The organism is Corynebacterium sp. ED61 (genome assembly GCF_015233855.1).
Classification (GTDB): domain Bacteria; phylum Actinomycetota; class Actinomycetes; order Mycobacteriales; family Mycobacteriaceae; genus Corynebacterium; species Corynebacterium dentalis.
Genome location: NZ_JADGIT010000012.1, coordinates 20,466 through 36,366 on the forward strand (window position 1 = coordinate 20,466; position 15,901 = coordinate 36,366).

11 protein-coding genes and 1 pseudogene are annotated in these 15,901 nt (G+C 54.4%); 5 read left to right on the top strand and 7 right to left on the bottom strand.

The window, feature by feature from the left end; genetic code table 11:
• The first annotated feature begins 283 nt into the window (after positions 1-283).
• Positions 284-2,488, top strand: a complete 2,205-nt coding sequence (locus IM764_RS10175) for a phage infection protein (RefSeq protein ID WP_099299342.1) — start codon at positions 284-286, stop codon at positions 2,486-2,488.
• A gap of 92 nt (positions 2,489-2,580) precedes the next feature.
• Here the strand turns inward: IM764_RS10175 and IM764_RS10180 are convergent, their stop codons facing one another.
• The 3 genes from IM764_RS10180 to erm(56) all read right to left on the bottom strand — a co-directional run bounded on the left by IM764_RS10180 (position 2,581) and on the right by erm(56) (position 4,790).
• Positions 2,581-3,174: a Type 1 glutamine amidotransferase-like domain-containing protein gene (locus tag IM764_RS10180; RefSeq protein WP_099299341.1), complete on the bottom strand. Its 594-nt coding sequence runs from the start codon at positions 3,172-3,174 to the stop codon at positions 2,581-2,583.
• Positions 3,175-3,184: 10 nt separating this feature from the next.
• Entirely contained in the window at positions 3,185-3,865 is a 681-nt protein-coding gene (locus tag IM764_RS10185) for an Abi family protein (RefSeq protein ID WP_099299340.1), read from the bottom strand.
• Positions 3,866-3,989: 124 nt separating this feature from the next.
• Positions 3,990-4,790: a 23S rRNA (adenine(2058)-N(6))-methyltransferase Erm(56)' gene (gene erm(56) / locus IM764_RS10190; RefSeq protein ID WP_099299339.1), complete on the bottom strand. Its 801-nt coding sequence runs from the start codon at positions 4,788-4,790 to the stop codon at positions 3,990-3,992.
• Positions 4,791-5,107: 317 nt separating this feature from the next.
• Here erm(56) and IM764_RS10195 point away from each other — a divergent pair, with 317 nt between their 5' ends.
• A complete protein-coding gene (locus IM764_RS10195; protein ID WP_099299338.1) occupies positions 5,108-6,049 on the top strand; it encodes a restriction endonuclease in 942 nt (313 codons plus the stop codon).
• A 100-nt stretch (positions 6,050-6,149) separates the two neighbouring features.
• Here IM764_RS10195 and IM764_RS10200 read toward each other — a convergent pair whose 3' ends face one another.
• Entirely contained in the window at positions 6,150-6,377 is a 228-nt protein-coding gene (locus IM764_RS10200) for a helix-turn-helix domain-containing protein (protein ID WP_194187732.1), read from the bottom strand.
• 421 nt (positions 6,378-6,798) lie between these two features.
• Between IM764_RS10200 and IM764_RS10205 the strand changes: the two genes are divergently transcribed.
• The gene (locus IM764_RS10205; protein WP_099299336.1) at positions 6,799-7,011 is read left to right on the top strand and encodes a hypothetical protein; all 213 of its coding nucleotides are present in this window, start codon (positions 6,799-6,801) and stop codon (positions 7,009-7,011) included.
• A gap of 816 nt (positions 7,012-7,827) precedes the next feature.
• Here the strand turns inward: IM764_RS10205 and IM764_RS10210 are convergent.
• Complete coding sequence (locus IM764_RS10210) at positions 7,828-9,327, bottom strand: replication initiation protein (RefSeq protein WP_228073768.1); 1,500 nt, start codon at positions 9,325-9,327, stop codon at positions 7,828-7,830.
• Between the two features lie 297 nt (positions 9,328-9,624).
• Here IM764_RS10210 and IM764_RS10215 point away from each other — a divergent pair, with 297 nt between their 5' ends.
• A complete protein-coding gene (locus IM764_RS10215; protein WP_099299335.1) occupies positions 9,625-10,224 on the top strand; it encodes a ParA family protein in 600 nt (199 codons plus the stop codon).
• Between the two features lie 10 nt (positions 10,225-10,234).
• Positions 10,235-10,495 (top strand): peptide transporter, encoded by a 261-nt coding sequence (locus tag IM764_RS10220; protein WP_099299334.1) that lies wholly within the window; start codon positions 10,235-10,237, stop codon positions 10,493-10,495.
• A gap of 284 nt (positions 10,496-10,779) precedes the next feature.
• Here the strand turns inward: IM764_RS10220 and mobF are convergent, their stop codons facing one another.
• Positions 10,780-14,361, bottom strand: a complete 3,582-nt coding sequence (gene mobF, locus IM764_RS10225; RefSeq protein WP_194187733.1) for a MobF family relaxase — start codon at positions 14,359-14,361, stop codon at positions 10,780-10,782.
• Positions 14,362-14,600: 239 nt separating this feature from the next.
• Positions 14,601-15,901: pseudogene (locus IM764_RS10230) on the bottom strand (hypothetical protein); the annotation flags it as partial.

Consider the following 15,901-nt stretch of genomic DNA (forward strand, 5'->3'; position numbering starts at 1 on the left):
ATGGTGTCCCACTTTTTAAGAGGTTGCTTATTAAGTGCTCAATGTAGGGCAATAATTCTGGAACGAGAATCCGGGTTTTGGCCCGATAAAGTGCAGTAAGTTGCGTTTATTACGGAGTCTTCCGTTTTATTAATAGGGTGTACGACAAAATACATCCTAGTGCCAACAAAGGGTTCAAGTTCAGCATGCTTCTCTTTTATCTCAAAACCATAGCAACGAAGTCGATGATCGCCGAGGCGATCCATCTCACACGAACCGAATCAAGCGCACTAAGCTGACAGATATGAAGAAGATAAATGTTGCATTGAAAAACTGTCACGGCATCCGCGATTTAAGTGCAACATTCAATTTCAATAAACAAAACTCCATTGCGATATACGCACCTAACGGCACAATGAAAACCTCTTTTGCGCGAACCTTCAAGGATTTTTCCCAAGGCGAAGAGACCTCCGACCATATGTTCCCAACTCGTCAAACCGAGCGCTCTATCAGTGATGAGCATGGGAAGGAACTCGACCCTGACGATGTAGTAGTTGTGTCTTCCTACGATGAAGGACTGCAGCCAAATGAGTTAACTTCGACTCTTCTAGTGAACCCTAACCTGCGAAAAGAATACGAGGATCTCCAGGTCGACCTCATAGAGGCGCGTGATGATCTCGTCGAGGCACTGGAAAAGCAATCTAAAACTAAGCAAGACATCTTCAGTACATTGTCGCGAGTGTTCACTGGTGAAGACGACAGATTCTTCGAGGCCATGCTGCGAATCCGACACGAAGTCAGACAACTGGAAGGTCCACTTTATACCGACCTTCCGTACGACATCGTATTCAATGAAAAGGTCGTTACTATCCTCCGCAATCCCGAAGTTCAGTCAGAGCTAAGTCAATACATCACGCGCCTAAACGAACTCCTCGACGAATCCACTTTCTTCAATCGAGAATCGTTCTCTTTCTACAATGCGACAAATGTAACGAAAAGCCTAAGTAGCAACGGGTTCTTCACCGCGAATCACTCTTTGCTCCTACACGGGGAGAGTAAAACTCGGTCAGTGACTAACGAATCAGATCTGAAGAATCTAATCACTGAAGAGAAGAGGAAGATTACCCACGACGAATCATTACGAATAAAGCTCGATGCGATTGAGAAGGTTCTGCAGAAAAACGCGGATACCCGCCGATTCTTCGACTTCATCGCGAGCCGAGAAGAGCTTCTTCCAGAGCTGGCCAATATCGATACTTTCCAACAAAATGTCTGGAAATCTCATCTGAAGGCACAAGAGCATCTTTTCGAATACGTTGTGACGCGTTTTGAAGACACGGAATCTCGCCGCAAGACGATTGAGGAGCAGGCGGTAAACGAAAGCACCCAGTGGGAAAAAGTTATCGATATCTTCAATGATCGGTTTTTCGTCCCGTTCCGACTCAGCGCAAAAAACAGACACCGCGTCATACTTGGCCAGGAGAGCGTTTTGGAGCTTACTTTCGAATTCGAAGAAGGTGACGAGACTACCGACGTTGAGAGGGAGGAATTACTTAAAGTCCTTAGCAACGGGGAGAAAAAAGCTCTTTACATACTTAATGTGCTCTTCGAGGTTGAAGCGCGGAAGGCTGCTGGTCGCGCGACACTATTTGTTATCGATGATCTCGCCGACTCGTTCGACTACAAGAACAAGTATGCCATTATTCAATACCTCAAGGAGATTGTAAACTACTCCGATTTCAAGATAATCCTCCTGACTCATAACTTCGATTTCTTCCGCACGGTGGTTAACCGGAACGTCGCTGGCTACGGACAGTGTTTTATGGCACAAAAAGACGCTGGAAGGATAGTTCTCAACAAAGCGGACCATGTCAATAATCCGTTCATCAATCTCTTCAAGCGGCACTTCTTCACCTGTGGAATGCAGCGCATCGCATCAATCCCGTTTGTGCGAAACATCCTTGAATACACCAAGGGGAAAACAGACGAAGATTACAAGGTGCTCACATCGCTCCTCCATTGGAAGACTGACTCCCCCTCAATTACAAACAGGGATCTCGACCGGATTTTTGCGGATACGTTCCACGGGCAGGATGAGGAAAGCTGGGGATCACCGGAAGACAGAGTGATGGATCTGCTAAACCAACAGGCCGAAGAGGCCGTCTCTGCCAAAGAAGGTGTCAATTTCGAGAACAAGATCGTGCTGTCCATCGCTACTCGAATACTTGCAGAGAAGTATATGATAACCGAGCTCAACGATCCCCAATTTGTCGAACGGATCACAAGGAATCAGACCGCAGAATTATTTAGAGAGTTCAAAAACCGCGAACTCGGCACCCCTGAAAGTCAAAAAATACTCGAGGGCGTCTCGCTCATGACGCCAGAGAGTATCCACGTCAACGCGTTCATGTATGAACCAATCATCGATATGTCCGATACAGCCCTGCGAAAACTATACCGACAGGCAAAAAAACTAGAGAGTCAGCCAAGCGGAGACGAAATAGTTTAGGTAACCTCTTTACCTTCTAATTGAAAGAAAAGCTCATTCGGCTCTCATCGACTAGGAGCCTTTCACACCATCAATTGCTCTAACCGGTACAGCTAAATAAGCATTGATCCCCGGGCATCTACATAGAGAGCTTGTCCGTCCCTCAGCAACAGCAGATTCCATTCTTGGCCGTAGTCTTCCACCGTCTTACTAATGATGTTGATGGAATACGGACCAGTTGTACCTTGGGCATGAGGAACCACCACAAATTCAGTGAGATGAAGCCCGGTATAATCCCCGAGATCAGGAGCTATGGAAGGATTATCCATCACCGTGGCTGGCTCGATTGAAGGACCAGCAACCATCGCCCCAGCAGAACTACCCGCATACAACTTTCCAGCACGCACAGCATCAACAAGAAGCTGGTCTGTTCCTGTGGATTTCAGCGCATGGAGCAAGCGGAATGTTTCACCACTCGCAACATAGACACAATCAGCTAGTTCAAGCTCTTGGCGGAAATCTGCCAGTGCCATCTGTGACACAGTGACAGGAACTAGCACCTCCGCCGCCTCGCGCACAGTTTTCAACTCTTCTTGGGTGAACGGGGCTTGCCGCATCTCAACTGCTGCATCATCGATATAGAGAATCCTTCCAGTCAGGTAGGTGCCAAGGTCAGGGTGCAGGTAGGAAGCAAGAAATAGGTTCACGAGGGCCAGCTTACGGCCTATTGATCCGCAGATCAGGGATCCTTGAGTGTTCAACAATCCACCGCGACGCGCCCGGATCGATCCACGTGGACAAAAGCCTGACGGCTTGCTGCGCACGATCAAGCCGAGCATTTTCATGCTGCCTGTTTCGCCTGATAATCGGCTCGTGATGAGCACAACGGTTACGTAATTTGTAGACCACATCAACCTCACGTTTGAAGTCGGTCAGAGAAGGCACAAAGATGCTAACTCCCTTCCCCCCATGCGAAGCGATCGGTGTAGCTACAAGGGCTTTACGAACCAGTGGCCAAATCGTCGACGCGTACGTATTGGTAAAAAGATACGCCCAGAAATCGAAGCTCAACTCAGCAATCACCCGCCCCGATGGTGGCACCTGTGCTCGAGCAATCCCCGCCCGCCGTTCCGCCTTCTGAATAGACTTCTTCGCCTGTCGATCAAAAGGAATAGCCGGGTGGACATACCACCGCTGCCCATACCTTGGAGACACAGCAGTATCGACACAGTTACGCAAAAGCACCTCGACATGCTGAATGTCTTCCAGGAAGGACTTGGTCACGCGAGTATTCCACAGGTAGAGCGCTTCGGGATCCAAATGGAAGCTATAGGTTTTCATCCGCTCGGACGAAAACCACGCCTCGAGATCGCTCTCCGGCTTATTCTTGGCTGGCATACGTACCAGTGTTACACTCAAGAGCGAAGGCCCCGGAGCGATCCCTACGTTTTAGACGTATATCACCGGGGTTATTGATTTTTCTTGAACCCACCTTCCCAGAAAGAGGACTCTCCTCTCAGAGTTATTTCCTTTGCTCTCGACGCTGGCCAGGAGCTGCCCCACTGCTTTGGAAGAGGCTGACCATCTGAGCAACAGACAGGTCAGAGGGCAGCTGATGCGAATGCACACCAGACCGCTCGGCCCATTTCCGCGTCGCCTGTCGAGAGGGAAAGATCTTCGCCTGGGTGACGATATCGACGATCCCACGACCCCTCCCCGTATAGACGGCGTGCACTAGAGCTTGGAACGCCTTTCGCTTTCCAACTGGTACCAACATTTTAGGACGGCGTCGGATGTGCAAAACGCCACCATCCACGCTAGGACGAGGGGTAAACGCCTCCCGGCTAACACGTTCTCCAAGCTCAAAAGTGAACCACGGAGCCCACTGGGCGGTCATCATGGTTGACGCACCGACGCCAGCACGTCGGCGGGCAACCTCCCACTGCATAAGCAGCACAGCGTCGGTCCAGCCTGGGGCGCGAAGAAGGCGCCGCAAGATGGATGTGGTGATATGAAACGGGATGTTACCAACAATCACATGAGGGTGGGCTGGCAGACGGTATCTCAGAAAATCTTCGTTGATGACAGTCACAGCATCGTCAAGTTCCCGCCGCAGCGCACCTGCCAGCGCGGGGTCAATTTCAACAGCTGTGAGAGATCGTCCCGTACAAGACAACGGATGAGTCAGCGCCCCTTGGCCGGGACCAATCTCAATCAAGGGGCCGCTAGTGCTTCCCACACGCTCCAAGAGAGAGGCGATAACGCGGGAGTCAGTGAGAAAGTTCTGGCCGTTTTCGTGACGACCACGAGAATATGCAGACATGGGATGCTCCGAAAAGAAGAGTTTTGGAGCCGGGCATGGCAAAATGACCGCCCGGCTTAGTGACCGGAGCGGTGACCACTACTGGAAGGTCAACCGCTGTTAGCGGTTGCGGCGCAACCGCATCGAAGCGGTTCCCAAAATCAACATGTTCTCGACATTAGCATCCGTTGTATTCAGATTGAACTCTCATCCTTGACGGACAGATTTCCCTTAAGAAATACGTTTTTCACATTCAGGACATTCCCTTACTTAGCAATAATCAGCCCGAACCATCCGCAGTTGACTGGAAAAACACCCACATCTGGGAGAATCAAATCATGGAACCAGGAGCAAACAGCGTCCCCTTCACCGAGCAAGGAATGCCCACCCACCAACAACTCGTGCTGCCCATCCTCCTCGCAGTCGACAGCCTCGGAGGATCGGCCAAAACTCAAGAGATTATCGAAACAGTCCTCGAACATCTCCCCCACGCTGACGCACTCCTCCAAGTTGCTTACCCCAACAGACCGCAGGATTCCGTTCTCATTAGCCGACTAGCCTGGGGCCGTTCCACAGCAAAGCGCATCGGCGCTCTTGAACAACCAGCCCAAGGTATGTACCTGCTCACCGAAGTCGGCGAGGAGATCATCAAGCTTCCCGACGTCGAAGCCTTCTCCACCATCAGGGAACTCGACCGGGAAGCTTTTCGAGCTAAACGGAAGCAAAAAGAGTTAGAAACTACTACCGACACTGCCGAGCCCCGCGAGGGCATTCCCGACGCCGACATCCTGTCCGCTTCCGACGAGGAAACCCATGAAAGTGACTGGAAGAGCCAACTACTCAGCCGTCTACACCAACTTCCTCCTGAAGGCTTCGAGAAGTTCATTATCTACCTTCTGCGCCGGCAAGGGCTGCAGCTTCAACACACGGGAGGATCCGGCGATGAAGGCGTTGATGCCATCGGTACCGCTCCGCTCAGTCCAGTCTTATCCTCCCGCGTGGCCGTACAAATTAAGCGTTACGCTCCGGAAGGCAAACCCATCGGACGTGAAACAGTTGCCCTGTTCCAACGCGACGCCCAAACCAAGGGCGCTGAACGTGCCATCATCGTCACTCTCAGCCGCTTCACTGAACCGGCACGCAAAGCAGCCACCTCCACCGTGCCGACCGTTGACCTTATTAGCGGTGACCGCCTTGCCGAACTGATCCGCACTGACGGAGAATCCGGCGTGAAACTCCGCCCTACCGTTGACCCGAAATGGTTCGACAGATTCGAATAAGCAAACAGTGAAAACCTCGACTTGACTAGAGAACAACAGGCATCTCGCATCACAGCAACGTGCCACGATTCACGTGGAGCTCTCCTGACGCCTTACTAACCTAGTTACGGAGCCTCCCTACAAGCTCTCCCGCATCGATGTTCAAAGCTTCCGCCAAGACGACAATATTGATCAAAGCAATATTGCGCTCTCCCCGTTCGACAGAACTGACATACGTGCGATGCAAGCCCGCACGATGTGCGAGCGCCTCCTGCGACAGTCCCGCCGCCCCCCGTGCCTGGCGCACGCGGGCACCGAAGGCTACAAGAAGCTCACTATTGCTGGGCACCTCTTTAATGTCATGTACTGACGACTAAAGGTCTACAGACTATGAGTATCATCGAATAAATAGCAGACCCCCAGCATCCCTCTCAAAGACTAGTGCTGGCATGTCCTGCCACGCACTGTTTTCGACGAATACTTCCCCCTCCAGTGATCGGTCGACAATGAACAGAAAAGACGACGCCCTCAAATCAGTGGCACAGCGAGCCCGGCTACATAAAAGCGCACGCCGACAACTGGCTGCCACCGACTCCGCACACTTGTCTCCACACCACACACTCTCCGTAGACCTCCCCTGCTCGCTGTATGCACAGCTAGCGACACATGCGACAGAGGTAGGAGAGCATCCCAACGATCAAATCGCCCGTGGCTTAGAGCTCTACTTCACCGAAGTGCAACGCTCCACCTCATCTGAAGGCGTTCCGAGAGTGCGCACTTCCTCTCATGACTCCTCAGAACAGCTCAGGCAATTGCCCGATGATGTACCCGTTGTTCAGCTCAACACTCGCGTTGCCCTTCCCTACTACCGGTTCATCAAAAAAGAATCACTTCGCACGGGGCAAACCGTGCGCTCGATCATCGAAGGCGCCATTGCCGATAAATACGGAGTACCCAACTTTGACGAGGCAGAGCAAACTTAATGAACCCTCATAGATAAACCCGCCCACGCTCAGAACACAGATTCGATCGTGAAACAACCTCCCCCCTGCGGTCATGGCCTCTGTCTTCAGACACCGGATCGCTCCACAAAGCCCTAATCGGATCCGCCCCCTTAAAGCACCTGCTCCTAGCTCAGTGCTTTAATCGCACTGCCTTGGTCACCATCTCCTCCAGATCCGCCGGTAAGACCGGACGTAAGCCTGTGGCCTCCAGACTCACGTTCACATTCTTACGCCGAATCGCCACATCCGAATGCGTATGCCCATGCACTCAAACCCCTACAGGAGCCGCCCACCGGGCCAGCTTGTCCGTCTGATGCGGATCAACCACCGCGAACTCCCCCACAGCTCGCGGAATATGAGTCAACAACACAAGCCACCGGCCAATCCGCACCTGCAGATCAAACGAGATCACATCGAAGACTTCCCCATACTTCGTAAGTCCACGTCACCACCGAATCCATCCCACACATCGGATACACACGATCATGGTTCCCCGGCACCAAAATCATGGTGAATGACTTCTCACGCTTCAGCTCTCCCAAGCACCACAACGCCATACGGAAATATCCCCCGAACACACTAGTGTCGCCCCATCTGGAATCTCTCGAAGGTTATTCACGATCACTTCATCATGTTGCTCAGTTGGAGCAAATCTTCGTAATTCCGATACAAGACGATGGCCCAAATGAAGATCAGAAACCGTCTAAAAACCTGGTCCTACTTCACCAGCACCCATCTCTACCCAACCTCAAAGAGTTCAATCCTCTAACTGCGAGCAGGGGAACCGTATATTGCTTACGGCCTGTCACCTTTTCTCTTTCGCCCCACAGGCAGTTCAATCCCAGCCTTAGCCACAGCCCGCTGGACGGTTCTTCTTGAAACGCCGAACTCTGCGGCAGCCTCGTCCACTGTTGGATACTGATCTACCTCGAAGAGCCTATCGTCAAAATAAGCAGCTATCCGGTGCGAGACAGATCGTCCTTGTGCAGCACGCTTCTTATTAGCTCTGGTTAACTTCTGGGTTTCTGATTGTGCATACTCGCTATTTCGGTCGTTCCATCGTTCTGCTGCTTTCTTCCCGCCTCGGCGGCCCATCGTTGCCAGAGCCTTACGCTCACGACTTGTTGCCGCTCCTGTGAGCGTTACAGAACCCGTCGAATCCGACTTGCCCGCCAGGACGTAACCACGCACACGCCTGGCCATCGTCTGGCGATCCCTCATCGGTGGCATCTCCGCCTGGCGGCCATCTGCACCGAGCTTGTGAGCCAAGTTGTACGCATGCTCATAGGCGTCAATAATCGCCTCGTCCTTCATAGGCTTGGAGGCTGCCCGGAGTTTGTGTGCCGTGTACAGCGCGTGCCTAAACGCGGTCTCATCCCGTGCAGCGCGCCCCTCGGCGATCCAGAGCACTTTGACACCATCGATGCGTTCGGCATCCAGTCCGTCGAGATCAGCCATGTCCCCTTGCAGCTCTTTGGCGATCTTCCAATAGGCTTGCGCTTCTTCCCTACGGGTTTTCACTGCATTGATCAGCTCCCGTCCGCTGGTAAAGGATTGCTTCGGTGCAGGGGTCGGTGCCGCATCCGTGGTGCCGTTCATGCGCCGTACCTCCTGAATCAATGCGGCCAGCTGGAAGATATCTGAGTGCTGATAGTGCCAATGGTAGGCAGTGGGATCATCCCCGGTATAAAACGGCGAGCGGGAAAACCCATGCGAGAAATGCGCATCCGCACCTAACAGCTCACACAGCTGATTCGTTGTGGCCCGCAGCAGGCGCATGTTCGACGAATCCCCTGACGCGTCGGCATAGACCGGGTCGATCAGCCAGATCAACTGTGCTTTGCCGTTGATCGGGTTAACGCCGATCCAGGAAGGGGCGCAGCTGGCGTCTTTCATGGCCACCAGGACGTTGATGACCTCAGGGGCCATGTCGGTGACGTTGCCCCCGGCGGAGCCCAGCATGTCCACGTCCAAGACAATGACGGTGGCTCGTTGCTTATGGACAAGCTTGACGTACTGCAGCCTCCCTAAAGCGGAGGATTCCACACGGTAGAGCCGAGGCTTGCGCTTACCGTCTTTGGTCTTCGTCCACGCGCCCGAGAACTTCCGTGTGGGGCAACCATGCAGGGTCTCCCGGTCAAGGTGCTTCAGCAGCTTGTAACGCTCGTAGTCCGTGGCTCCCCGGGACGGCAGTGGCACAGTACGGGGGGAGAGAAAATCCGCTGTTCGCGTTGCATCGGCGCTGTTGGGCGGAAAATGTGGGGACACATTCTCGGTCCCATGGGGTATAGTCATGGACAGGCTTTCTCCCCACTTGGGATGGGGCGATAAGCGAGCGTCATGCGGGTTGCAGCCTGCGTGGCGCTCTTTCTATGTATCAACACAATGTCTAAATGAATCACAGTGTTGGAATTCAGATTCAGTTTACCACCCGGCCAACCCGGTCGAGGTTACGACTTTGCAGACTCGACACAGAATCCAGGACACAACCATACGGTCATATGATCATATATCCATGCAGACATGCAGCTATATGATCATATGGCTGTGTCTTTACAGATCGTGCGCTCCTTTTCGCAATAAGCTTCAGTCATGCCTCACGTGATCTCAGTCGTGCAATCAAAAGGCGGAACTGGAAAGACAACCGTCACCATGTTTTTGGCAACTGCTATGCAGAAAAAGGGATACAAGGTCGCGGTTTTAGATTCCGATCCCCAACAATCTGCAATGCGGTGGAGCTCAGCATCAGAAGAACCTCTCCCCTTCCCAACACTTCCCGCCCCTTCGCCAAGTGAGCTCTCAGAAGGTTTGCACCGTGCTAAGAAAGCTGATTTCGTACTGATCGACACCCCTCCCGGAAATGAAAAGATCATCGATGCTGCAGTATCGGCCGCATCACTTGTCTTGGTTCCGACCGGGGTATCTCCCATGGAGATGGATAGAACACAAATCACCCTTGATGCACTTGCTAAAACGACGACTCCGGTAGCAGTTGTGCTTACAAACGTTGATCGTCGAGAGAAGTTAGCCGATACCGTCCACGCCGAACTGGTAGGAGACGAAACTATGGCTCTGGCCGATGTCGTCATCCCCACTCGCGCTACAACTCGAAAAGCATTTGGAACTGTTCCCGATCTAAATGAGCCTTGGAAGGCTCTCGCTACTGAACTGTGTTCAGCATTTGAAGATTAAGGAGAAGCATATGGGAATCAAGAAAGCACTCATTCAGCAAAGTTCCGATGAGCAACACTCCTCCAGAGAGGAGAAGGCACCTTCAGCAGAAATGTTTGAACAGTCACGGCGGAAAGCCACGACTGTACGACTGTATGTATCGGATGACCAAATGCTCGAAGATCTCAAGACGGAAGCTTTTTTGAAGAAGACGAGTATCTCTAAGCTTTTCCAAGAGTGGGCCTCGCGATGGCTTGAAGAGCAACGAGGGGGGGAGGAATTAGAGTTTTAATGACCATATAGCCATATGACTGTATGGACATATAGCCATTAAAACTCTGTTACCAAAGGCCCTCTCATCCACGATGAGTCTGACAAGCTCCTCTGTTAGCGAGGAAGCGTCTCTTATTCTCATGCTGCACGCCGTAGTGTTGTGCGGTACTTTTCCAAGTGGTGCCATGATCGCCCTTTCCCCAGGGGGGTGGCACCGTTTCGTAGTCCCCGTTGCCGCGTTGAGAACCCCCCGTTACGCTCCGCCGCAGCGGGGACTACCCCTATCCCCGCATCACACCGGACCTAGAAGTCCATCCCCGGATTCGTGCCATGATCTGGACTCCACGACTGTTCATCTGGATCCGCGTCAGGGGAGGGGAGAGGCACACCATGTGCCCGCCGCGACTGGATCACAGCCTCAAGATCGAACGACGGCATGTACGGCATACCAGGGGAGACATAACCATCCGCGTGCTTCTCGTCGTCCTGCCACACAGCATCGGCGCGCAGTCCCGCGAACTCGACTGCCGCCTCCGCCCGCTCGGCCTGCTGCTGCGCCTCCGGTAATCGTGCACGATCGGTCCGCTCAGCACGGATCTCCTCTGGTGTGGCCAGTGCATCCAGCAGTTCCACGCGCTCGGCAGTGACCGCATCGTCCTGATAGTCCGGGCGAGTGACATACCGGCACGCCGTGCGCTGCTGACGGATCTGCGCCAACTGCTCATTCAACTCAGACTTGGCCTGTTCTAACGCCTCGCACTCACTACGAGCCTGGGTGATCTGTCCGTCAAAGGATGCACCGCGTAGCTTCGCCCACCGGCTCCGCGACTGCTGCGCCGACTGCGCCTGACGCAAACGACCACGAGCCTCATTCAACCGTTGCCCCACGACCTGATGCTCCTCGGACACCGCCTGCTTGCGCTCGTCGAGCTGCTCGATCAGCGCGGCCTGCTCATTGTGCTCAGTGACTGACGCATGTTCTGCTCGCGCAGCCTCACACCTGGCCGCAACCACCTCTGGCTGCTCGATGGCCCACTGCAAGATGGTCTCCGGCACCGCCCACAATGGGCGCTGCGCGCGATCCCGCACCGGGGGCTGATCCTGACGGCGTACACACCTGACCATCCGCTGCTGCCGTGCAACCCGACGATCCCGCATCACCTCAGCCATGCGTGTGCCCACAAACGGATCACCATCGACCGGATACGCCGAGGACAACCGCTCCAACGACCACTCCCGGTAGGCATCCCGCCACAACTGATGCGGGGTCTCATCCCGACGATCCCTCGCACACGCCGCGACCAACAACTCCTCGGCATACGCCACCGACTCCCGCCGCTGCGGCGATGCAGTCACTCGGGTGTGCGCGGTGTCCACATCCCCAGGAGACGACTCCGCCAGATACAGCACGTTGGACACCCGGCCACGAGTCATCGGCACGTACACACCAGCCCGATCCACCTTTGAGGCATCGGCTACTACGCGCGCCACATCCACTGTCATGCCCTGGGCAGAATGCCCCGTCGAGGCATACCCCAACTGCACATGCTCACAGACATACTCCGCAGGCAGGGTCACGGTGACGTTTCGATCATCCCTGCGCCGCACCAGCACCGAACCATCAGCATGAATATCCTCAATCGTCCATCGCTGACCATTACGCACCGGCTCCCCGCCAGAGGCCACCAGGTCATAGTCATTCCGCCGGGTCAACACCACATCACCCACACGACCCCACTGGGTACGCTCCGAGGTGTTCAACCGCGCAGTGGCACCCGTGGCCTGCACCAGACCAGCGGCAACGCGATGCTTCTGTGCCGCACGATTCAGGGCATCCACTGTGTCCCGATCACCAGCAATCAACACACTGTCAGCACCGGCATCCACATCCGCACACCACCCAGCCAGCGCATCATCCAACATCGCCGTGACGCTACCGGCATACAAACGACCAGCATTCCCGTACCAACTCGCGGCCTGGGCAACCAGCTGACGATCCCCCTCACGCAACCACTGCGATACACGCCGCTCCACAGCATCCTGCTGACGGAACACCTCCGTCAGCTCCACCGCATCCGGCAACTCGGACGCCAACGTGCCGAGCAACCCACTGCGGGCACGTACCGCCGCGTACTGATGTGGATCACCGACACACACCACACGCGCATCAGCAGCCGCCGCGATCTCCAAGACCCGCACCAAATCCCCAGTGCCGACCATGCCCGCTTCATCAACCACCACGACCGTGTCCCGATCCCACCCCACCTTCTCGGCAGATTCAGCGGCAGTCAACTCACTGGTGCCATGCAAAACACGAGCAATAGTGGAGGATTCATGCGCCACCGACTCCGCCACCATCACATCAGCAGCCTTACCCGTCGGCGCCAAACCCACAACCCGCTTACCTGCGGCCTCCCACGCCCCACGCGCAGCCTTTAATGAGGAGGTTTTACCCGCACCAGCCGGGGCGATCACGACACTGGCGCGGTAGTCGGATTCCACCACCGTCACCATCGCGCTCGCCTGAGACTCCGACAGCGCTCCCTCGACCGGAACAATGCTGCTTCCATCCACACCACGGCCGACTTCGGCCGTAGCCAGATCAATACCCCGATCCACTTCCCGCACCACCAGTTCAGTGGTGAACCGCTGCGACCCCTCCCGCATTGCCCGGTTGTACTCACGCGCCCGTTCCGGGGTGACACTCCAGGCCACACTGGTAGAAAAAATCTCATCCACCAACTCCTCCACACGCTCAAGAAGCAGCGAACGATCCACATCAGCCGGAACCAAACCAGCAGCGGCCTCGACCACATCTGCACGCGTAAACGTCGACCGAGTCTCCGTCACCGCAGCCATCACGTCCACAGCGTTCGGCATCACCGCGCCACACTTGTTCGTCTCCCCAACGCGCACGGAATCAACAAACTTCCGCGCACGCTTCCCGGCGTCAGATTCCGCCCACTGGGTACGCAATTCGGACAGGGGAGTGGCCACATCTTTTACCTGCCGCGTTGTCTTCTGACCCACCCGCGCCAGTGCTGCATCCCGCACCGGATTCGCCTCCGAATCCGACGCCACACCGTTGGCCTCACGCCACGCATCAATCTCCCGGCTCCGCGTCGAAAAATCCCTCAACACACGGCTATCATCCAACCCTGCAATCTCCGCACACCCATTAGTCACCTCACCCCAGGCCACACCCAGAGATGCCGTGAGCTCCGCCCGCAATTGCGCCTGATACACCATCCCCGCCGCCCGCAACTCGTGATACAGACTCACCCCATCAACCGTGCGAAACTTCCCATCCCGACACAACTGCTTATTACTGACCAACACATGCGTATGCATATGCGGATCACCCGCCCGAGACGTCCGATGCTCATACCGCACACCCGACAACCCCACGACTTTTTCCAACACCATCGCAGACCGATTCGCCGGATCGGATTTCCGCGTATACCCCGCATGCGACTGCAAATACTCCAACCCCCGCGCCACCGCATTCTCGTGCGCGGCATCCACCGCCGCGCGCACCGATTCATCCTCGACAAGCCCCCACAAAACAGAGGCCGACTTCGGCGCACAAAACGTTAAATCGTAGCCCGGAACACCACGAGATCCTGGCGCACGCCCCAACGATTCACCACTAGGAGCCACCGCGTTATTGAACCAATTGCGTACCGCACCACCATCAACAGTTTCACCCACCACGACACCACACGCCGCCTCAATCTCACGAACATCCGCTACAGATTCCCCCACCATCCACGCCCGCGCAGGCTGACGACCATCCTCCGAGTAATACGCATCCAACCCCGACGACTCATCCACCGTGGACTCGTAATACGCCACAGAATCAGCATGCAACTTCGACAACGTCAACAACGCCCCTGCACACCTCCTCCAAACGCCCAGCCACCTCGACCACAGCACTGGTTGACAGTTTACTGCAAATGTACCTTGGTGTATGGGATTTTACGGCTGTTATTCTCTTTGCATCGGTGGGGTGCAGGACACAAAAGCCTTTTGTGTCCTGTTAGTTGGAGGCAATCGGAAGTTTCCAGAACAGAGAAATACGGTTGATCTCCGCCTAAGTAAGCATCCTGTTCCACAAGAAACTACTACTCATTGCCACCACCTAAGAGCTCAGCAACAGCGGCATCAAGCTTTTCCTGGAGCCCAGCTCCATCTAGTTTTGCACGCACAGCACCACGTACCGTTTGGAACCCAAGCCCCTCATCAGGGACAGCAGAAGCAAGTCGTTCACACTCCACACATAGATCGACGAGCTCTTGGTGTAGAGACTCTGAAGGATCAAACTCAGGGATCGCCAATCGCCACGGATAAGTATCGAAATGTCGACCACCAAACAAACCAATAGCTTGATAATGCTGGACCATCTCAGTAGTCAATGGAGCGTTCAAAATAGCAGTTAGATACCGAGCCTCTGCCCGATTCTTGACGGGCAACCAGTACAAAGAATGCTCAGCGATGGCCTTCAGCGAGTCAGAATACGCAGCAGCAAGAGCCGTACCTGAAGCTGTGTAGAAAACACGTAAGCGTGAACCACCAAGCTGCTTCGCAAGAAGTCGGTGGTAGTCGATCCGATCAGTCAGCGATTCGGGAGAACGGGTGGATCTATGCATAGTCCACAGTTGCGAAGCCTTGTTCCACCACCGGGCTAAGCCTGGACCGCCACGTTCAGCGATCTCTGATTCAGACAGGACGGTTTCCTTGTCAATGGGCAGCACAGCTTTCCATGGCTTAAGGAATTTAAACGGAACAATCGTAGACCCTAGGTGCACGTCATAGATATAACGTTTCTCAACAACCTCAGACAGGCCCGGGATGTCTCTCCAGGGCTTCTTTTCGAGCGAAGTGCGCAACGATGTAACGCTGATATTCCCTCGGCTCTGACCGAGTTTTCCTGATGCCTCTTTCTCCTCGACGAACAAGAGAAACCGAGGGACGATAGTTGCTCCCTGAGAGACAAGCTTTCGGTATACAGACCCTCCTTCTTTTTGATCGATGGATAGGGTGATGAGGTCACGTTCCGTAAAAGTCAGAGCTTTTTTGGTCTCTTCCCATCCAGACTTATCGCGTTTGCCGTCGACGACTCGTTTGACTTTTGGGAATCCATGGCTAGGTGTGACCGTGGGGGATCCGATGTGCTTTATTCCGAACGTAACGGCACAAGGAACAGGGAACAGATCATTTTTCGGGCGCACGTTGGCGAGATCCCATACTTCAGTGAATTCACCGAAAAGAGTCTCGCTACCCCAATTGCCTTTACGTAAGCCTTCGTACTGGCTACGACTCAGCACAGCTAGTGGTGTGACAAAACCAAAGCGTCCATCGACCTTGAGGTGAAGTGCCCTAGGTTTTGTTCCTAGGCATGTGCCTTGATTTCCATTATTCCTTG

Excerpts from the sequence above, each read along its gene's own strand:
- IM764_RS10175 (WP_099299342.1), top strand. The coding sequence starts at position 284 with ATGAAGAAGATAAATGTTGCATTGAAAAACTGTCACGGCATCCGCGAT.
- IM764_RS10185 (WP_099299340.1), bottom strand. The coding sequence starts at position 3,865 with ATGCCAGCCAAGAATAAGCCGGAGAGCGATCTCGAGGCGTGGTTTTCG.
- IM764_RS10195 (WP_099299338.1), top strand. The coding sequence starts at position 5,108 with ATGGAACCAGGAGCAAACAGCGTCCCCTTCACCGAGCAAGGAATGCCC.
- IM764_RS10210 (WP_228073768.1), bottom strand. The coding sequence starts at position 9,327 with ATGACTATACCCCATGGGACCGAGAATGTGTCCCCACATTTTCCGCCC.
- IM764_RS10215 (WP_099299335.1), top strand. The coding sequence starts at position 9,625 with ATGCCTCACGTGATCTCAGTCGTGCAATCAAAAGGCGGAACTGGAAAG.
- IM764_RS10220 (WP_099299334.1), top strand. The coding sequence starts at position 10,235 with ATGGGAATCAAGAAAGCACTCATTCAGCAAAGTTCCGATGAGCAACAC.